Raw genomic sequence first — 19,524 nt, forward strand, 5'->3', positions numbered from 1 at the left:
CTGAGTAAAAAAGGATCGGTAGATGAGCCTAAATTTTCTAGAATTTGAAAAACCTATTGTAGAACTGGAAGCTAAGATTCAGGCGCTTCGTGACGTGTCTCGTCATGGCGGTGATACTTCCGTAGATCTTGAAAAAGAGATCGAACAGCTAGAAAAGAAAAGCCTAGAGCTTAAAAAGAAAATTTTCAGTGATTTAGGTGCATGGCAAGTGGCACAGATGGCTCGCCATCCACAACGCCCTTACACTCTGGATTACGTCAACAACATGTTTACTGAGTTCGATGAACTGGCCGGTGACCGTGCGTTTGCTGACGATAAAGCGATCGTGGGTGGCATGGCGCGTCTTGATGGTCGTCCTGTGATGGTGATTGGTCATCAGAAAGGCCGCGAAACTCGTGAAAAAGTAAAACGTAACTTCGGTATGCCAAAACCTGAAGGTTACCGTAAAGCCCTGCGTCTGATGGAAATGGCTGAGCGTTTCAACATGCCAATCATCACCTTTATTGACACGGCGGGTGCATACCCGGGGGTGGGTGCGGAAGAGCGTGGCCAGTCTGAAGCGATCGCGAAAAACCTGAAAGTGATGGCTGGCCTTAAAGTGCCAGTGATCTGTAACGTTGTCGGTGAAGGCGGTTCAGGTGGTGCACTGGCAATCGGTGTGGGTGACTACGTCAACATGCTGCAATACTCCACTTACTCAGTGATTTCGCCAGAAGGTTGTGCGTCGATTCTGTGGCGTGATGCGGATAAAGCACCGCAAGCAGCGGAAGCGATGGGTCTGGTTGCTCCTCGTCTGAAAGAGCTGGAACTGATCGACGAAGTGATCGAAGAGCCACTGGGTGGTGCGCACCGCGACCACGTTAAGATGGCAGAAAATATGAAAGCAACGCTGCTGCGTCAGCTGGCGGATCTGGAGCAACTGGATTACGAATCGCTGCTGGAGCGTCGCTACCAACGCCTGATGAACTACGGTTACTGCTAAGTTCAGCATGCAATTAGCTCGAGGGTCGGACAGTGTCCGGCCCTTTTGTTTTTCGCGTGGTTCAATGTACTGCGCTACCTACGTTACTGCTTTGCGGTATACTCAAACGGTTCTTCATACTCAACCAACATTGCCATGGATTTGTACGCTCATACTCGTCAATTACTTGATGCTCAATCATCACGCCATTTTGTGCTCGCCTTCAGTGGCGGCGTTGATTCGCGTGTGTTACTGGAGCTGTTAGCCCGCTACCGAGATGAGCGTGCCATCAGCGTGCAGGCCGTCCATGTTCATCATGGTTTGAGCGTCCATGCCGATGAATGGGTAGAACGCTGCCAGCAATGGTGCAAAGCGGTCAACATTCCGCTCTCAATTGAACGGGTCTGCTTGGATACTGCCAGTGGCGAAAGCATTGAAAAGCTGGCTCGTGATGCGCGCTATAAAGCTTTGGCAACCTACATGGAGAGCAACCGCCTTCTGTTGCTCGGTCAGCATGCCGATGATCAATTGGAAACGTTCTTGCTGGCATTGAAACGTGGCAGTGGTCCGAAAGGCTTGGCATCCATGGCGCAGCAAGCGCCGTTTGCAAACGGTCAGTTGTTACGCCCGCTATTGAGTGTTTCCCGGGAGCAGATTGAACAATTCGCCCGACAGCAGCAGTTGCAATGGGTCGAAGATGAAAGTAATCAGGATGAGCGCTACGAGCGAAATTTCCTGCGTCACCGGGTGACCCCCGTGTTAAGTGAACGCTGGCCGGGAATCCGTCACGCCGTGCAACGCAGCGCGCAGCTGTGTGCGGAGCAGGATGAATTACTGGCTGAACTGCTTAACGATGCGCTTAACGCAGCTACGCAAAGTGACGGCAGTTTGTCGGTTGCTGCGCTGCTGCCGCACAGCGATGCACTGCGCCGCCAATTATTGCGTTACTGGCTGGCATCTCAGGGGCAGCCGATGCCGAGCCGCGTGCAATTAGAAGTCCTGTGGCGCGAAGTGGCTCAAGCCGAAGACGATGCCAATCCCAAACTCAAACTGGGCGAGTGCGAAATTCGCCGTTTCCATCAACGTTTGTATTGTGTGCCACTGATGCAGGATGTGTCCGCTTGGCAGCAACCGCTATTGTCCGAGTGCCGATTGCGGCTGCCTGACAATCTGGGCAGTCTGATGCTGGTGACAAGTGCGCAGGGGAACCTTCGCCTGCCAGCCGACGATGCTCCGTTCTGGGTAACTTTTAATCCGGAAGGTTTGTCTGCATGCCCGGTTGGCCGAGCGGGTTCGCGTAAATTAAAGAAACTGTTTCAGGAATATCAGGTACCGAGTTGGCTGAGACGACGGACGCCGATTGTGATGCATCAGAATAAAGTGGTAGCGGTTGCAAATTTATTTATAGATCGTGACTTCAGTGGGCAAGATTGTGAACTCATCTGGGACAAGTGACGTTTTTTCATGCCAAAATCGCATTCATAAACACTTATAATCACTATGGACAAATAAGGGTGAGCAATGAATAAAGTCGCAATGGGAATGATGTTGGGTTTGACGCTATTAGCAGGTAACGCAGTTGCTGGTGATGCGGCAGCAGGGAAAGCAAAATCGGCGGTGTGCGCGGCGTGTCACGGTGCAGATGGTATCGCGGTTATTCCGGGTTATCCAAACCTGAAAGGCCAGAACGAACAATACATCGTGACGGCTATCAAAGCGTACAAAAACAAAGAGCGTAACGGCGGTCTGGCTCCTGTGATGCAAGCTCAGGCATCGATGTTGAGCGATGATGACATTGCAAACCTGGCTGCATATTTTGCTAGCCTGAAATAATTTTTGCACCACAGTTTGTGAGAGAGCCCAAGCCTTGCTTGGGCTTTTTATTGATTGTTTACAACGGCTAGCAGATAATGCCAGCAACAAAACGAAGTTTAAGGGATGAACATGAAAAAAATCGAAGCCATTATCAAGCCATTTAAACTCGATGATGTCCGTGAAGCGCTGGCGGAAGTTGGTATCACGGGTATGACGGTTTCTGAAGTGAAAGGATTTGGCCGTCAAAAAGGCCACACTGAACTGTACCGCGGTGCGGAATACATGGTCGACTTCCTGCCAAAAGTGAAACTAGAAATCGTCGTGAACGAAGATGTGGCAGACCAATGCGTCGACACCATCATTGAGACAGCCCAGACCGGTAAGATTGGCGACGGTAAAATCTTCATCACTGACGTCGAGCGTGTTATTCGTATTCGAACCGGCGAAGAAGACGAAGACGCGATCTAATCTAAAACGCGATTAAAAAAATAAGGAGCTTTGGCTCCTTTTTTTCTTTCTGTTGACCGGATTTAGGCGGGTTTTGCTTGAGCCAGATATTTTCCCGGTGCTATCGTTGGCTCGTTGTCGATTGACGGAGTTCTGCTGCTGATGAGAAAACGTCTTCTCTGGTTATTGCCGCTTTCACTGATTTTGTTAACGGTGGTGAGTTTTTCGCTGGTGTTTACTGTGCCAGCACAGCCACAGCTGTTTGCGCTTGGTGAGAACGACGAAAATCAGCCGTTAGTGTGCTATCACGATCCGCAGCCCACAGCTCTGGATGAGAACGGCACGCTTAAGCTGGTGGTGTGGAACATTTATAAGCAGAACCGTGAGCACTGGGACTCAGAACTGAGCCGCTTTAGTCGCGATGCGCAGTTGGTGTTGCTGCAAGAAGCGAGCATGACTGCCGCACTGCAACGCTGGATAGCGGAGCACAACTGGGCAGGAACTCGGGTGAATGCATTTCAGGTGCTGGGGGAATCTGCCGGGGTTTTGAATTTATCGCGCAGCATGCCGCAACTGGCCTGTGGTTACACAGAAATGGAGCCGTGGCTGCGTTTGCCGAAATCCGGTATCTATGCGCTGTACGCGCTGAGTAACGGGCAAACACTGGCGGTGGTTAATCTGCATGCGGTCAATTTTGCTTATGGCACAGAAGAGTATCGTGAGCAGCTCAGCGCGCTGATTAAGGAGTTGCGCCAGCACAAAGGGCCGGTGATTGTTGCCGGCGACTTTAACAGCTGGAGTGAAAAACGGACTCAGGTGCTGGCGGAGGCACTCAGTGCTTTGGGAGTGAAAGAAGCGATTTTCAGCCCGGATAATCGCGCGCGATTTATTAACGGTTTGCCGCTCGATCATGTGTTTTACAAACAACTGACGCTGAAAAAAGCAAAAGCGCCCGAATCGGACGCTTCTGATCATAATCCATTGTTACTTGAATTCAGCTTATCAGGATATAGAGCGCCCAGATAAGGTAGAAGGCAATCCACGGCAGAGTCGCTATCACCAGTGCCTGACCGCGCTCTAACGGTGTCCAGGTACCGACTGCCGCATAACCCAGCACGATATACCATGGCAGTAAGAGCGGAAATGCACTGGCAAACTGCGACCAGTCACTGGTGAGAGGCAGTTTGAGCAGGCCGTTAAGACTGTTGAGGTCAGCTGCATAGTTCATCACCTGACCGTGCTTGAGGATCAAACTGGCGTAGCTGGCCAGATCGCCGAGTACTGCCGGAAAAATCACCACCGTACTGGCGGCAAACCATTTCCAAAAGCCCATTGCCGGTTGCACAGGCTTAGTTGCCAAACGAAACCACAAGGCTAAGACCAGAATCGTCAGCGTGCGGCTGACGATATCACTGATGATTTCACTTGCCATCAGCGTGTTGGGTTCCAGCAGGGCTAACTGCGCCGGGTTGGTGGTTGCCAACTGAGCTTCCAGCCCTTGCTTGAGCCAGTCAAAGCTGACATTGTCAAAGTACGCGCCCCAGAACAGGAATGGCGTGATCATGAGTACAATGTAGGTTTGCCAGCCCCACATACCGCGCTGGTAGAGCGCGGCGAAACAATCGCTTGGTGAACGGAAAATGTCCACCAACATAATGAGCGGGTTTGCGGAAGGTTTCATACACTGACCTTAGTCACATCGACGTACAGTTTCAGTTTCTGACCCGGCTTAAGATACTTCTGGTTGGCCAGATCATTCCATTTGACGATATCGTGCGTTTTGACGCTAAAGCGTGCCGCAATGTCACTCAGCGTATCGCCATTACGTACCTGATAAAACACGGTACGGATGATGGCACCATCGGTGCTGTCTTTCCAAATCACCAGTTTTTGTCCAACACGCAGCGTGTCACGCGGGCCCATACCGTTCCATTTGGCTAAGGCCTGATGGGAGACATTGTTGGCTCGAGCGATGGTCCACAGACTATCGCCCGGGCGCACGGTATGCGAGAGTTTATACTTTCCGCGCGCCAATGATTGAGTCTTGGCCAGGCGATTGCTCGCGCTCAGCGCATAGGCTTTCTCATCTTTGACCGAGGTAGGAATCATCAGATACTGGCCGACGCGAATCGAGGTACCGGACAGATTGTTGGCGGTCTGAATCACTTTGGTGGTCGTGGAGTGTTTTGTTGCAATCACACTCAGTGTATCGCCGTTTTGTACTTTGTACCGTACCAGCTTCATGCCTTTGCCACGGTTGGCTTCGACTTGCTGCTCGAAACGCTCGACCTTGTCGATGGGCAGCAGCAGTTGGAAAGGCCCGTCTGGTGCAGTTGCCCATTGGTTATAAGCCGGATTGTAGCTTTGCAGTTCCTTCACGCTGATACCGGCGTAATTGGCCGCGATCGCCAGATCCAACTGCTCGTCCGGATCCACCAATTTCAGCACTGGTTTATTGGCAATCGCAGGAAGTGAGACACCATAACGCTCCTGATTGGCAATGATGTCTGCAAGCGCGAGCAGTTTCGGCACATAACCACTGGTCTCTTGGGGTAAATCAAGCGAGAAGAAATCGGTCGGCTTACCCTGACTGGTGTTTTTGCGAATGGCACTGGAAACTCGGCCTCCACCGCTGTTATAAGCCGCGATGGCGTTGTACCAGTCGCCGTCAAAACGGTTGCTGAGGTACGTCAGGTAATCAAGCGCGGCATCGGTGGCGGCATCCACATCGCGGCGGCCGTCATACCAGAAGTTTTGTTCCAGTCCGTACATTTTTCCGGTGCCCGGAACGAACTGCCATAACCCCGCAGCGCTGCCGTGCGAATAAGCAAAAGCATCAAAGGCGCTCTCAACAATTGGCAGCAGTGCCAGTTCGAGTGGCAGATTGCGTTGTTCGATTTTCTCTGTGATCAGATACAGAAAAGGTTCGGCGCGCTTGGCGACGGTTTCCAAATGACCTGGGTGTTTGATGTACCACGTCCGGTAGTAGTCGACGGTTTTGTCTTCCGGGATCGGGAGCTGAAGCTGCATGGCAATGCGTTGCCATACGTCTTGTTGTTCCTGAGGAGTCAGCACTTTTGGCTGGACAACGACCGGTGTTTTTTTCGTTTTGGTCGGTGTTGTCACTTGGGGTGCAGGGGTGTTTTCCTCGTTGGTCTCTGATGTATTTTGACTCAAGGGCTGGGTAAGTTGGCATCCGGCTAATAGTAGTGCAATTACCCAGCTGAATTGTACTCGCATGTAAGACAGCCTTTTTTATTCTTGGCTGGTGATAATACTTTCCGTATTAATGACATGACAAGCAAGAAAACGTCAAAATTCGTTCTTCCACTCACGTAATGCGGTAAATATTGATAACGCATCCGTTTGCTCGGTGCGGTTGGCGACAGACTTCATGATGCTCGGCTCCTGCGTTCTCAGGAATGGGTTGACCCATTTTTCACGGCGCAAGGTGCTTGGCAGGGTAGAGTGACCTTGCCCACGCAGTCGAATCACTTCATCACGATAAATTTGTAACTGTTCATTATCCGGCTCAACCGCCATCGCAAATGCGACGTTGCTGGCGGTGTATTCGTGCGCGCAATAGACCTCGGTCTCCTCTGGCAGGGCAACCAGTTTGCTCAGCGACGTAAACATTTGCTCCATGGTGCCTTCAAACACGCGACCACAACCGGCAGAGAACAGTACATCACCACAGAACAGCTTTCCGTCACCGACATAACCGATGTGGCCGAGTGTGTGCCCCGGCAACCCCAGCACCATAAAACGCTCGTCAAACAACTCGATTTGATCGCCTGCATCAACCGGGTGAGTCAGGGTTGGAATCGGCTCCTGAGACGGGCCAACCACATCGACATTCGGATATTGTCGCACCAGCTCCGGTACGCCACCGATGTGGTCGTTGTGATGATGGGTGATCAGAATGGCTTCCAGTGTCAGTTCATGCTGGGACAGGTAGTCCAACACTGGTGTTGCATCTCCCGGATCGACCACGGCACAACGGCGATCGCTATTTTGAATCAGCCAGATGTAATTATCATTAAATGCGGGTATGCTTTTGATATGTAACATGAGTTATCTCCGGTCACCGTGGTGAAGCGAGTTAGCAATGAAACCAGCACGCAGTGAAAAAAAACTTGAGAAACCCCATTCCTGGTCTCAATTGAAAAATGGCCAATGGGTCAGTGAGTCGATTCAAACCCGGCTCGATGAATGGTGCCCGAAATTGTTCGGTTATCATATGCTGAAACTGGGTGGCCTGAGCTGCGAACTCGTCAGTTGTAATTGTAATATTCAACACCAAGTTCAGCTCGATATCCAGAACCCTTTGCATAACGTGATTGCCGATGCGTATGACTTGCCGTTTCTGGAAAAAAGCATTGATGCAGTGATTGTCGCGCATCAGCTGGATTACTGTAACGATCCGCACTGTATATTGCGGGAAGTCGACAGGGTGTTGATTGATGATGGCTACATTATTGTGACTGGATTTAATCCGATCAGCTTAACCGGATTGGCGAGTTTGATGCCGTGGCGGAAACACAATCTGCCCTGGAGCGGACGTATGTTTACCCCCAGCCGGATTAAAGACTGGCTGGGGGTGCTGAATTATCAGGTAATTGAATGTGACCAGTATGCGCTGTTTCCGATGCAGAAATATCGCCCTTTGTGGACTTGGCTGGAAAATAGCTTGGGTGAGTGCGGCGCGCCGTTTGGCAGCCTGTACTTTATTGTTGCCCGTAAGCGGACTTATCCACTAAAGCCAATCAAGCCTCACTGGCGTATCAAACGACGTTTGTCACCAGTCGGGCTTAATTATCGGGTGAAATCTGGTTCGCAGTCGAAAACCAGTACTGAGTAGCCTCAGTTTTCTGGTTGGTAGCCAACGTCGTCTTCGGTTGGGTTTTCTGCCGCCGCGCGCGCCAATTCGTCACACATTTCGTTTTCACGATGGCCAGCGTGACCTTTGACCCAGTGCCATTCCACCTGATGACGGGCGGTTTCTACATCCAACGCCTGCCATAAATCGGCATTTTTCACCGGTTTTTTGTCGGCTGTTTTCCAACCACGTTTCTTCCAGTTGTGAATCCACTGCGTAATGCCTTGGCGCACGTACTGGCTATCGGTGGTCAGAATGACATGGCACGGCTCTTTGAGTGTTCTTAACGCCACCACGGCCGCCATCATTTCCATGCGGTTATTGGTGGTCAGGCGGTAGCCTTTCGCCAGGGTTTTCTCGACTTGTTTGTAGCGCATGACAACGCCATAACCACCCGGTCCCGGGTTGCCTAAACAAGAACCATCAGTGAAAATTTCCACCTGTTTCTTCATGATTATTTGATACTATTGGGTTTCGCACACAATTGGCATAGTCTGACACACATATCCTAATGAATACTAGCAACAATTCTGAATACAGTCGCATCGTGGTTCTTGATACCGAAACCACGGGTATGAACCTCGAAGGCGGCCCGCACTACGAAGGTCACCGCATCATTGAGATTGGTGCGGTGGAAATCATCAACCGTAAGCTGACCGGGCGTCACTTTCACGTTTACCTGAAGCCAGACCGCGCCATTCAGGCGGAAGCGATCGAAGTTCATGGTATTACAGATGAATTTCTGGTTGATAAGCCGGAATATAAGGATGTGCACGACGAGTTTCTCGACTTCATCCGCGGCGCGGAATTGGTCGCACACAACGCGCCCTTCGACGTCGGCTTTATGGATTATGAATTCAGTAAACTGAGTACTCAGGCGCCGAAAACGGATCAGTTGTGTAAGGTGACCGATACGCTGGCCATGGCGAAGAAAATCTTCCCGGGCAAGCGCAACAACCTCGACATATTGTGTGAACGTTACGGTATCGACAACTCACATCGTACTCTGCACGGGGCATTGCTCGATGCCGAGATTCTGGCGGATGTTTATCTGCTGATGACCGGTGGTCAGACGTCGCTACAGTTTTCTGCCGGGTCGCAGGAGAGCGGAGTGGGAGCGGGTGCGATAAAACGCGCATCGCAAGGACGAAAAGCGCTAAAGGTTTTACGCGCTACGGCCGATGAAATACAAGCACACCAGGATCGTCTGGATATTGTAGAAAAAAGTGGCACTTGCCTCTGGCGTCAGTAGGAGAAACTATGTTGAGGATGGGATTGGCTTTGTGGGGATTGCTGCTCAGTACGGGCGTATTTGCCAGCAATGAGTCAAGTATGTCCCTGTTGGATAACCGGTTCCGTGTCGACCCGACCATCTCTCAGATTACGTTTGTCGTCTACCGGGAGAAGAATTCTCAACCGGTGGTGCTTGTGCGTCCGGATGGCAAGAAATACTACGCCTGGCGTAGCCCGGATAATGTGCGTTGGTATGAAGAGTCGTCGATGGATATCATTTCCATCGATAATCCAATGCCGGGCCCATGGCAGGCCGTGGGTAAAGTTTCTCCCAAGAATAACATCAAGCTGATCTCTCATTTACAGCTATCGGCAGATGCCTTTCCTAATCGTCTTTATCAGGGCGAAGAAATCAAATACACCGCGCGCCTGACTTCCGATAACAAGCCGCTGTTACTGCGCGATTTTCTTGACCGCGTCAACCTGAAGGTGACCTTCACCAAATACGTCGAAAACGAAGACCAGTTGGTGAAAGAAGCGCGTCCGGTGCCGATGGTGATCGGTGAGTTTGCCGATGACGGGCAAGGGCTGGATGAAAAGCCGGGCGATGGTGTCTTCACTGTCGCGCTGCCGATCACGCCAGAACCGGGAAAATATCGCGTACGAATTACCTCCGGTAATGGCGTATTTTTGCGCGCTCAAGAGCAGGAAGTGCTGGTCTATCCCAGTCCGATTTCAACCACTTTTATTCAGTCGCGTGAAGATGGTCAGCCACACCAGATTATCTTCAGTGGCGAGCAGGGCATGATTCAGCCTGGATCACTCGCTGCCCATGTGGAGCACTCCAATCCGGAGAAAGCCCAATACGTGACCGAAGGTCAGGCGGATAAAGATTCGCTCAAAGTGGCGCTGACTGTGCCTTACACTGGCGAACTGGGTAATTACTCTTGGTATGGTAAGTTGTACGCCACCGATCTGGCGACGCAGCGCCCGCTATACTTCCCTATCAAAGAGCACACCTACGGGGTGGTGGGCGAAATTGATATTGAAACCACGCGTCGTATGCAGGAAGAAGAAGCGGCCAAGCAGCGTAAGATTGCGCAGGAAAAATTGATGATTCAGATGCGCGAAGAAGCGCGTCAGCGTAGCATCATGTATATCGCGATCGGTAACGTGGTTGTGCTGGTTCTGGTGCTGATAGGCTGGTTTATCAGACGCAAACTGCGCGCCAGCAAAGAGGCGATACCGGAAATGCAGCTCAACATGCCGAAGAAGTAATGGCTTGAGTATTTAGGGATAATAAAAAGAAAAGGAGGCATTCAGCCTCCTTTTTTGTTGCTCAGCAGCGCTTATTTACTCGCTGTCTGGCTGGTCTTCTTGCGCGTGGTTACGCGACCTCGACCAGCTTGGGTTGGGACTTTTTTGCCGCCAGTTCCTGCGGTGAAAAATCGTCAACATTGATGGTGTACAGACGGTGTTGCTCAGCTTCAATCAGCAGTTCTGCTTCCTGTTCACTGATCAGTTTTTGCTCCAGACCAAGTTGTGCGACTTCGTCCAGACGTGTGAACGGACGACGTTCATTGAGCGCTTTACACACTTTGTCGAACACAGGTTCCGCTTGCAGGATCACATTCAGCGCCAGTTCAATTTTACCCACCGCATTGTGCGCTGTTGGTTCCAGGTACTGATGGCGACCGATACGTGAACGAGTCGCACTTGGCGTTTGAATGATTTGTGCTACTTTGCTGTCGAGTTTGTCGTTTGGCGCTTTGCGTACGCGGCCAAATGGCATGATCAGAACACGCAGTGCTTTGCCGATGAACTTATTCGGGAAGTTAGCCAGGAACTCATCGATAGCCACTTCAGTCTGTTTCAGACTGTCTTGTAGGCCCCAATGCACCAGCGCCAAATCTTCAGTCGGGCGGCCATCGTTTTCAAAGCGTTTCAGCGTTGCTGAGCTCAGGTAAAGTTGGCTCAGAATATCACCCAAACGGGCTGACAGGCGCTCTTTACGTTTCAATGAACCACCCAGTACCGCCATCGAAATGTCGGCCAGCAGGGCGAGGTTAGCACTGTAACGGTTGAGCTGTTGGTAGTAGCGTTTGGTGGCATCCTTGCTTGGTGCTGCCGAGCCGAAACCGTCGGTCAGACCAAACCAAATACTGCGTACCAGATTACTCATGGTGAAGCTGACATGGCCAGCCAGAGCCGCATCAAATTGTTCAACCGCTTCTGAACTTTGTGAATAGGCGGCTTCCATCTCTTTCAGTACGTAAGGGTGGCAGCGAATCGCACCTTGGCCAAAGATGATCATGGAACGGGTCAGAATATTGGCCCCTTCTACCGTGATCGCAATCGGCGCCCCTTGGTAACCACGAGCGAGGAAGTTTGATGGACCAAGACAAATGCCTTTACCGCCGACAATATCCATAGCATCGATGATTGAACGCTGGCCGCGATGTGTACAGTGGTATTTCACAATCGCTGAAATGACCGATGGTTTTTCACCCGCATCAATCCCGGCAACAGTCAGGTTGCTCGCCGCATCCATTACATAAGCGTTACCAGCAAGACGTGCCAATGGCTCTTCAATCCCTTCCATGTGGCCGATTGGCTGTTTGAACTGACGGCGAATACGGGCATAAGCACCCGTCGCCATGGCTGCGCTTTTGATGCCGCCGGTTGAGTTCGACGGTAAGGTGATACCACGACCTACAGACAGACATTCCACCAGCATACGCCAGCCTTGGCCTGCCATGGCTGGTCCACCGATGATGAAATCCAGCGGCACAAACAGATCTTGCGCGCGGGTTGGACCGTTCTGGAACGGTACGTTCAGCGGGAAGTGGCGATTACCGATTTCCACGCCTTTGAGATGGGTTGGGATCAGAGCACAGGTAATGCCGATGTCCTTTTGCTCACCCAGCAGTCCGTCCGGGTCACGCAGTTTGAATGCCAAACCCAGTACGGTCGCCACGGGTGCCAGCGTGATGTAGCGTTTGTTCCAGGTCAGGCGCATACCCAGTACTTCTTTGCCTTCCCATTCGCCTTTACAAACGATACCGTAATCCGGAATCGAGCCAGCATCGGAACCCGCTTCCGGGCTGGTCAGGGCAAAACATGGAATCTCTTTGCCTTCGGCCAGACGTGGCAGATAGTAATCTTTCTGTTCTTCAGTGCCGTAATGTTGCAGCAGTTCACCCGGGCCCAGAGAGTTCGGCACGCCGACGGTAGATGACAGCACGCCCGATACGCCAGTGAGTTTTTGCAGTACCAAGGATTGCGCGTAAGCCGAAAATTCCAGACCACCGTACTGTTTCTTGATGATCATGGCGAAGAACTTGTGATCTTTCAGGTATTGCCACACTTCCGGAGGAAGATCCGCCAGTTCATGGGTGACCTGATAGTCGCTCACCATGGCACACACTTCGTTGACCGGGCCATCAAGGAAAGCCTGCTCTTCCGCAGATAGGGTCGGTGCCTTGATTTTGCTCAGCTGTTGCCAGTCCGGCTTGCCTTTAAACAGCTCTGCCTCCCACCATACGGTGCCGGCATCGAGAGCCTCTTTTTCTGTCTGCGACATGGCAGGCAGGACTTTCTTAAAAACTTTCAGTGTTTTGCCACTGATCAGGCTCTGACGAATTGACGGTACAGCCAAAACGGCCACTGCAGCCAGGTACAGCGCCCAGCCGATGATACCTACCGGGCCGAACAGAGACAGCACCAGCATGGTGAATGTCAGCGCGGCTAGGGCAGTCATTAACGAGGTTCTGTGGTACAGGCAGCCGCTTAACACGACCACGAAACCTAAGATTGAGAGCAAGATGTCCATATTTTTATCCTTGTTCAGACCGGAATTTGATTTACATATTGGGTGGTCTTACCAGTTAGAGTGTAATCAAAGTATTAATAAAATGTAAAACCTTGCTGTGCTTAAAAAGTGATCTTAATAGAGCAAAAATTCTAAATTGTGCTCTGAGCGAGAGTTTTGCTGCTTGATCGGCGTTCGAATCTTGCAAAGATTGGACGCTGGCTATCGACAGAGGAAATCGTTTGGGTAAACTCAGCTTAACGAAACTCTTGTTTTCTACGAGAGTTTGTCTGCCAGCAGATTAACAAAGAGAAAATACCTATGTACCAGGATCTGATTAAAAGTGAATTAACCGAAGCTGCCGACGTTCTGAACAAGTTTCTGAGCGATGATCACAACATCGCACAAATTGAAGCGGCAGCAAAAGTGATTGCTGACTCGTTCAAACAGGGCGGTAAAGTACTCTCTTGCGGTAATGGTGGTTCTCACTGTGATGCGATGCATTTTGCGGAAGAACTGACAGGTCGTTACCGTGAAAACCGTCCGGGTTACCCTGGTATCGCGATTTCTGACCCAAGCCATCTGTCTTGCGTGAGCAACGATTTCGGCTATGACTACGTATTCTCTCGCTACGTTGAAGCTGTAGGCGCGAAGGGCGACGTCCTGTTTGGCCTATCGACTTCTGGTAATTCAGGCAACATCCTTAAAGCGATTGAAGCGGCCAAAGCGAAAGGCATGAAAACCATCGCCCTGACGGGTAAAGATGGTGGCAAAATGGCGGGGCTGGCGGACGTGGAAATTCGTGTTCCACACTTTGGTTACGCCGACCGCATTCAGGAAATTCACATCAAGATTATCCACATCGTGATTCAGTTGATTGAAAAAGAGATGGAATAATCATGCTTCCCCGGAACTCGTTTCCGGGGGGGCTGATGGTTGCTATAGTGACTAAGTGGTTTAAAGAAGGAGTGGCTTAAACCATGTGTGAATTGCTCGGCATGAGCGCCAATGTACCTACCGATATCTGTTTCAGTTTTACCGGCTTAATGCAGCGCGGCGGCCGTACTGGCCCGCACCGTGATGGCTGGGGTATCACCTTTTATGAAGGTAAAGGCTTTCGCACTTTTAAAGATCCCACCCCGAGTTGTCAGTCAAAAATTGCTGAGCTGGTTCAGAATTACCCTATCAAGAGTTGTGCGGTGATCAGTCACATTCGTCAGGCGAACCGTGGCGGGGTCAATCTGGAAAATACTCATCCGTTTACCCGTGAGTTGTGGGGACGCTATTGGACGTTCGCCCACAATGGTCAGCTCACTGGTTATCAGGATTTGCCGTCGGGCCGTCATCGCCCGGTTGGGCAGACAGACAGTGAAGCAGCATTCTGTTGGTTGCTGGATGAGTTAGAAAAGCATTATCCGGATATTCCTCAGGATATGGCGGGAGTGTTTGCCTTCGTCGCTAAGCTGTGTGACCAATTACGAGAGAAAGGCGTATTTAATATGCTGCTGTCGGATGGTGAGTACGTGATGAGCTATTGCACCAATCATCTTTACTGGATTACTCGCCGTGCCCCGTTTGGCCATGCCGCGTTGCTGGATGAAGATGTAGAGATTAACTTCCAGGAAGAAACCACACCCAATGACGTGGTGTCGGTGATTGCCACTCAGCCACTGACTGGCAATGAAGTCTGGCAACGCATGAAGCCAGGCGAATACAACCTGTTCCATTTCGGTGAACTGATCGACAGCAATGTTGGTATGCTCAATGATATTGAGTTTGTACCGGGTCGGCCCGGTGATCAGTCCCCGAAAGCGCCGCTGGAATAGCGAAAAAGACAAAGAAAAAGGGTTGATATGATATCAACCCTTTTTTGTGTTCAGTGAGACTTATTCGTCTGCATAACCATGTATGCCGAGCGGCTGGCCATCCAAATACGCTTTGCCTTCTTTCATTTCCAGACGACCTTCAACAAACCACTGTGTAACCAGCGGGTAGATGCGGTGCTCCTGAGATTGAACGCGTTTGGTCAGCGTATCGACGGTGTCTTCATCAAAAATAGGCACTCGAGCCTGAAGAATCACCGGGCCACCATCAAGCTGCTCAGTCACGAAATGGACGCTGGTACCATGCTCTTCATCACCAGCGTGAATCGCACGCTGGTAAGTGTTCAAGCCTGGGTACTTAGGCAGGAGTGATGGGTGGATGTTAATCATGCGGCCAAGGTAATGGCGAACGAATTCATTACTCAGAATTCGCATGTAACCAGCCAGCACGATCAGGTCCGGCTGATATTCATCGATCTGCTGCATTAACGCGTAATCGAAAGCATCACGGGTCTCATACGCTTTCGGATCAATAAAGACCGGAGCCGCCCCTGCTTGTTTAGCTCGCTCTAAGCCATAAGCAGTTGCTTTGTTTGAAAAAACAGCCGTTACTTTGCCATCATGAATACTTGTTTCACAAGCATCGATAATCGCTTGTAAATTGGAACCATTTCCCGAAACTAAAACAACAATACTCTTCATGGATTATTTGATCTCTACTTGCTCTTCGTTTTCCTGAGCTGCTGCGATTTCACCGATCACCCACGCGTTTTCGCCTTCCTGTTGCAGAAGTTCAACCGCTGCTTGCGCTTGATCTTTTGGCAGTGCAATCACCAGACCCACGCCACAGTTGAACGTGCGGTACATTTCGTGCGTGTTGACGTTGCCTTTCTCTTGCAGCCATTGGAAGATCACCGGCCATTCCCAGCTGCTACCGTCGATCACAGCTTTGGTGCCTTGTGGCAGAACGCGAGGAATGTTTTCCCAGAAGCCGCCGCCAGTGATGTGAGAAATCGCATGAATGTCATGCTCAGCAATCAGTTTTAAACCAGATTGAATGTAAATTTTGGTTGGTTGCAGAAGGTGTTCACCGATGGTTTTGCCTTCCAGCATTTCGTTTTTATCTGCGCCCGATACTTCCAGAATCTTACGAACCAGAGAGTAACCGTTTGAGTGTGGGCCACTTGAACCGACAGCGATCAGTGCATCGCCAACCGCTACTTTGCTGCCATCAATGATGTCTTCTTTTTCGACTACGCCGACACAGAAACCAGCAACGTCGTAATCTTCGCCTTCGTACATTCCAGGCATTTCAGCCGTTTCGCCGCCAATCAGTGCACAACCTGCCTGAACACAGCCGTCTGCGATGCCAGATACTACGTCAGCTGCAGTATCGACGTCCAGTTTGCCTGTTGCGTAGTAGTCCAGGAAGAACAGTGGCTCAGCACCTTGTACGATTAGGTCGTTCACACACATTGCTACCAGATCGATACCAATGGTGTCGTGCTTTTTCATATCCAAAGCAAGACGCAGTTTAGTGCCCACACCGTCTGTACCTGATACCAGTACAGGGTGTTTGTATTTTGTTGGGAGTTCACACAATGCACCAAAGCCACCAATGCCACCCATTACCTCAGGGCGACGAGTACGCTTTACTGCACCTTTAATTCGTTCAACAAGCGCATTGCCTGCATCGATATCTACGCCTGCATCTTTGTAGCTAAGAGAAGTGTTGTTGCCGCTCACGGGGAAAGTCCTCGATCTAGTTGGATATGAAAACGGCGCTATTCTACAGGGCTTAAATCAAAAAGGAAAACGTTTGCGTCAGTTTTTTTCGTTCTCTTTTCGCGGAGATATTATTGACAGCCTGCTGGGTTTTCCCTCAGAAAAGACGAGCCTTCTGGCCGGATTGGAGCATGAGTGGCGATAACATTGACGTGCTACAAACGACTGAGCGGGCAAAATGCAGGCAAAGTAAGGCAAAAAGGGTGGAGAAACGTCAACATGCCTGGGAAATAGGTGTATAATCCGAAGGTTTATTTAAATTATGCCGGAGATGGAAATGAAAGTTGTTGAAGTTAAACACCCTCTAGTGAAACATAAAATTGGCCTGATGCGAGAAGGTGATATCAGCACAAAACGTTTTCGTGAGTTAGCAACCGAAGTCGGTAGCCTGCTGACTTATGAAGCAACTTCGGATTTTGAAACTGAGAAAGTGACCATCGAAGGCTGGAACGGCCCGGTTGAAGTTGACCAAATCAAAGGTAAAAAAGTCACAGTTGTGCCAATTCTGCGTGCAGGCCTTGGCATGATGGACGGCGTACTGGAACACATTCCAAGCGCACGTATCAGTGTGGTAGGTATCTACCGTGATGAAGAAACGCTGGAACCCGTTCCTTACTTCAACAAGCTGGCATCCAACATCGAAGAGCGTATTGCGCTGGTGGTTGATCCAATGCTGGCAACGGGTGGTTCTATGATTGCGACCATCGACCTGCTGAAAGAAAAAGGCTGCAACCAAATCAAAGTACTGGTTCTGGTGGCGGCCCCTGAAGGTATCGAAGCGCTGGAAAAGGCGCACCCGGACGTAGAACTGTATACGGCAGCGATCGATAAGAAGCTGAACGACAAAGGTTACATCGTTCCTGGTCTTGGCGACGCGGGCGATAAAATCTTCGGTACCAAGTAATAGCTGAGTGACAGAAAGTAAAAAGGGAGCGTAATGCTCCCTTTTTCTTTAACTACGATTTATTTCTTCAGGCTCAGTGTGCCGCCTTTACGATCGGCAGCAGGTTTACCGTTCGGTTTGCCCGCGGCATGAGAAACAAATGTCTTTGGTTTTCGCTCAGTGCGGCTGTGTTCGGAACGATCAGTGCGCCCTTTGCCTTTCTTTGAATTCGGCGCATGACGAAATTCGTCAGCATTGTGGCCGCGGAACGTTTTCGGGTTACGACGTGCTTTTGAGGTTTGGTTCTCTTCGCGGCTGTCAAACAGCTTGGCATCGGTCGCTTTGCGAATACGTGCCCCTTTGCTGTCAACGCGTGATGCCTCTTCGGTACCGCTTGAATCTTCACACATTGCCAGAATTTCTGCGACTTCTGCGTCGGTCAGATAGCGCCACTTACCGTTTGGAATCCCATCGAGTGAAATGTTCATGATGCGTACACGGCGCAGCTTGAAGACTTCGTAACCCAGTGCTTCACACATACGGCGAATCTGACGGTTGAGCCCCTGAGTCAGTACGATGCGAAATGAGAATTTGGTTTCCTGCGTCACTTTACATGGCAGAGTCACCGTGTCGAGAATGTTGACTCCGGAAGACATCTGTTTGATGAATTCTGGTGTCACGGGTTTATCAACACGCACCACGTACTCTTTTTCGTGGTTATTGCCGGCGCGCAGGATCTTGTTGACGATGTCGCCATCATTGGTGAGAAAAATCAGACCATCTGACGGTTTATCCAGACGCCCAATGGGAAAAATACGTTTGTGGTGACCGATAAAATCCACGATGTTGCCCGGAATGTCACGTTCCGTGGTACAGGTAATACCGGTGGGTTTATTCAGTGCAATATAGACTGGCTTTTCTTTGCTGCGCACAGGTTTATCGTCGATGCACACCTCGTCATTATCGGTCACTTTGGTGCCCATCTCTGGTAACTGGCCGTTAATGGTCACGCGACCTTGTTCGATCAGCTTGTCTGCTTCGCGGCGAGAACAAAATCCAGTTTCACTGATGTATTTGTTCAAACGTTTTTCGGTTGATTGCGACATAGGTTCTCCTAACGTTTCACAACGGAATGGCTAATAAATAGGCAGGTTTGCTGCCAAAAGAGCGCGCATTGTACCAGTTAACCCGCTTCAGCCAAGTCGTTTCTGGTGGCGCTCGCGGTTTTCATTTTTCTTATCCGCGCTTTTTTTCAGCAGAATGTACACGGCGCCGCTGCCACCATGAAAGCGCTGCGCACTGTGCGCGCATTGTACGTCCTGAATCTGGCTCAGCCAGTTGGCAACAAAGCTCTTCATCAATGCGGGGGGATTCGATTTCTCACCACGGCCATGTACGATCATCACCGTCCGAATATCCATGGTCATGCATTGTTTGAGGAAGGAAACCACTTCATCCCGGGCTTCTTTTAGCGTTTTGCGGTGTAGATCCAATCGGGCTTGAATCGGGTATTTTCCCAGGCGCAGTTTACGATATACCCCGTCCTGAACGCCGTCGCGTTTGAACTCAATCAAATCGTCCGGTTTTATCATCGGCGCGTGATCGATAGACAGGTAATCCGGGTCGCCGTCAGAGAGGCTAACGGCAGCTTGTCGTTTTGCTAACTGAGCTTCACTCACGCTGTAGCTTTTCTTGAGTTCAGCGGTATCGTGTTTGATGGGTTTAACATCGCCCATCATCTGCTGGAACAGATCGAAATCATCCTGAGACATAATGGCATCTCGAAATAGCGGTGGAATGCCGGAATTATACCTACCGAACGGACAATATGATCATTTACAGGCAATAAAAAACCGGAGTAGACAAGTAATCTACTCCGGTGCATAG

The 19,524-nt window shown here is 50.5% G+C and carries 20 protein-coding genes; 11 read left to right on the forward strand and 9 right to left on the reverse strand.

Translation table 11 applies throughout. The annotated features are described in order from the left end of the window. Positions 1–22: 22 nt before the first annotated feature. The 5 genes from accA to LGV68_RS19445 all read left to right on the forward strand — a co-directional run bounded on the left by accA (position 23) and on the right by LGV68_RS19445 (position 4,249). Positions 23–982, forward strand: coding sequence for an acetyl-CoA carboxylase carboxyl transferase subunit alpha (accA, locus tag LGV68_RS19425; protein ID WP_252535919.1), 960 nt, complete (start codon positions 23–25; stop codon positions 980–982). A gap of 135 nt (positions 983–1,117) precedes the next feature. Next, a complete protein-coding gene (tilS, locus tag LGV68_RS19430; RefSeq protein ID WP_252536794.1) occupies positions 1,118–2,416 on the forward strand; it encodes a tRNA lysidine(34) synthetase TilS in 1,299 nt (432 codons plus the stop codon). A gap of 66 nt (positions 2,417–2,482) precedes the next feature. Continuing rightward, on the forward strand, positions 2,483–2,794 hold the full coding sequence (locus LGV68_RS19435) for a cytochrome c (RefSeq protein ID WP_020331682.1): 312 nt from the start codon (positions 2,483–2,485) through the stop codon (positions 2,792–2,794). 111 nt (positions 2,795–2,905) lie between these two features. Continuing rightward, a complete protein-coding gene (gene glnB / locus LGV68_RS19440) occupies positions 2,906–3,244 on the forward strand; it encodes a nitrogen regulatory protein P-II (protein WP_020331683.1) in 339 nt (112 codons plus the stop codon). Positions 3,245–3,385: 141 nt separating this feature from the next. Continuing rightward, the gene (locus LGV68_RS19445; RefSeq protein ID WP_222807896.1) at positions 3,386–4,249 is read left to right on the forward strand and encodes an endonuclease/exonuclease/phosphatase family protein; all 864 of its coding nucleotides are present in this window, start codon (positions 3,386–3,388) and stop codon (positions 4,247–4,249) included. Here LGV68_RS19445 and LGV68_RS19450 read toward each other — a convergent pair. The 3 genes from LGV68_RS19450 to gloB all read right to left on the reverse strand — a co-directional run bounded on the left by LGV68_RS19450 (position 4,218) and on the right by gloB (position 7,294). Further along, positions 4,218–4,904 carry a YIP1 family protein gene (locus LGV68_RS19450; RefSeq protein ID WP_020331685.1) on the reverse strand — a complete coding sequence of 229 codons (687 nt, stop codon included), beginning with the start codon at positions 4,902–4,904 and terminating at the stop codon, positions 4,218–4,220. The genes LGV68_RS19445 and LGV68_RS19450 overlap by 32 nt on opposite strands. Further along, complete coding sequence (locus LGV68_RS19455; RefSeq protein ID WP_038129478.1) at positions 4,901–6,463, reverse strand: LysM peptidoglycan-binding domain-containing protein; 1,563 nt, start codon at positions 6,461–6,463, stop codon at positions 4,901–4,903. Before LGV68_RS19455 ends, LGV68_RS19450 begins: the two co-directional genes overlap by 4 nt. Before the next feature lie 72 nt (positions 6,464–6,535). Next, positions 6,536–7,294, reverse strand: a complete 759-nt coding sequence (gene gloB, locus LGV68_RS19460; RefSeq protein ID WP_020331687.1) for a hydroxyacylglutathione hydrolase — start codon at positions 7,292–7,294, stop codon at positions 6,536–6,538. A gap of 37 nt (positions 7,295–7,331) precedes the next feature. Here gloB and LGV68_RS19465 point away from each other — a divergent pair, with 37 nt between their 5' ends. Next, complete coding sequence (locus LGV68_RS19465) at positions 7,332–8,084, forward strand: class I SAM-dependent methyltransferase (protein ID WP_252535920.1); 753 nt, start codon at positions 7,332–7,334, stop codon at positions 8,082–8,084. A gap of 2 nt (positions 8,085–8,086) precedes the next feature. Here the strand turns inward: LGV68_RS19465 and rnhA are convergent, their stop codons facing one another. Then, entirely contained in the window at positions 8,087–8,554 is a 468-nt protein-coding gene (rnhA, locus tag LGV68_RS19470; protein WP_020431897.1) for a ribonuclease HI, read from the reverse strand. A 59-nt stretch (positions 8,555–8,613) separates the two neighbouring features. Here rnhA and dnaQ point away from each other — a divergent pair, with 59 nt between their 5' ends. Continuing rightward, a complete protein-coding gene (gene dnaQ, locus LGV68_RS19475) occupies positions 8,614–9,354 on the forward strand; it encodes a DNA polymerase III subunit epsilon (protein ID WP_020331690.1) in 741 nt (246 codons plus the stop codon). 8 nt (positions 9,355–9,362) lie between these two features. After that, on the forward strand, positions 9,363–10,613 hold the full coding sequence (locus LGV68_RS19480; RefSeq protein WP_252535921.1) for a TIGR03503 family protein: 1,251 nt from the start codon (positions 9,363–9,365) through the stop codon (positions 10,611–10,613). A gap of 109 nt (positions 10,614–10,722) precedes the next feature. Here LGV68_RS19480 and fadE read toward each other — a convergent pair whose 3' ends face one another. Continuing rightward, a complete protein-coding gene (gene fadE / locus LGV68_RS19485) occupies positions 10,723–13,167 on the reverse strand; it encodes an acyl-CoA dehydrogenase FadE (RefSeq protein WP_222777121.1) in 2,445 nt (814 codons plus the stop codon). A 300-nt stretch (positions 13,168–13,467) separates the two neighbouring features. Here fadE and lpcA point away from each other — a divergent pair, with 300 nt between their 5' ends. Both lpcA and LGV68_RS19495 read left to right on the forward strand, forming a co-directional pair. Beyond that, on the forward strand, positions 13,468–14,043 hold the full coding sequence (lpcA, locus tag LGV68_RS19490) for a D-sedoheptulose 7-phosphate isomerase (RefSeq protein ID WP_024373318.1): 576 nt from the start codon (positions 13,468–13,470) through the stop codon (positions 14,041–14,043). An 83-nt stretch (positions 14,044–14,126) separates the two neighbouring features. Then, positions 14,127–14,972, forward strand: a complete 846-nt coding sequence (locus LGV68_RS19495; protein ID WP_020331694.1) for a class II glutamine amidotransferase — start codon at positions 14,127–14,129, stop codon at positions 14,970–14,972. Between the two features lie 60 nt (positions 14,973–15,032). Here the strand turns inward: LGV68_RS19495 and purN are convergent, their stop codons facing one another. Both purN and purM read right to left on the reverse strand, forming a co-directional pair. Beyond that, positions 15,033–15,671: a phosphoribosylglycinamide formyltransferase gene (gene purN, locus LGV68_RS19500; protein WP_020331695.1), complete on the reverse strand. Its 639-nt coding sequence runs from the start codon at positions 15,669–15,671 to the stop codon at positions 15,033–15,035. Between the two features lie 3 nt (positions 15,672–15,674). Further along, positions 15,675–16,715 (reverse strand): phosphoribosylformylglycinamidine cyclo-ligase, encoded by a 1,041-nt coding sequence (purM, locus tag LGV68_RS19505; RefSeq protein ID WP_020331696.1) that lies wholly within the window; start codon positions 16,713–16,715, stop codon positions 15,675–15,677. A 316-nt stretch (positions 16,716–17,031) separates the two neighbouring features. Between purM and upp the strand changes: the two genes are divergently transcribed. After that, positions 17,032–17,658: a uracil phosphoribosyltransferase gene (upp, locus tag LGV68_RS19510; RefSeq protein WP_024373315.1), complete on the forward strand. Its 627-nt coding sequence runs from the start codon at positions 17,032–17,034 to the stop codon at positions 17,656–17,658. 59 nt (positions 17,659–17,717) lie between these two features. Here upp and rluF read toward each other — a convergent pair whose 3' ends face one another. Together rluF and smrA are read right to left on the reverse strand one after the other, a co-directional pair. Further along, the gene (rluF, locus tag LGV68_RS19515; RefSeq protein ID WP_047460166.1) at positions 17,718–18,743 is read right to left on the reverse strand and encodes a 23S rRNA pseudouridine(2604) synthase RluF; all 1,026 of its coding nucleotides are present in this window, start codon (positions 18,741–18,743) and stop codon (positions 17,718–17,720) included. A gap of 87 nt (positions 18,744–18,830) precedes the next feature. Beyond that, positions 18,831–19,409, reverse strand: a complete 579-nt coding sequence (gene smrA, locus LGV68_RS19520; protein ID WP_047460169.1) for a DNA endonuclease SmrA — start codon at positions 19,407–19,409, stop codon at positions 18,831–18,833. Between the last annotated feature and the right edge of the window lie 115 nt (positions 19,410–19,524).

The organism is Vibrio sp. LQ2 (genome assembly GCF_023920125.1).
Lineage (GTDB): Bacteria > Pseudomonadota > Gammaproteobacteria > Enterobacterales > Vibrionaceae > Vibrio > Vibrio fluvialis.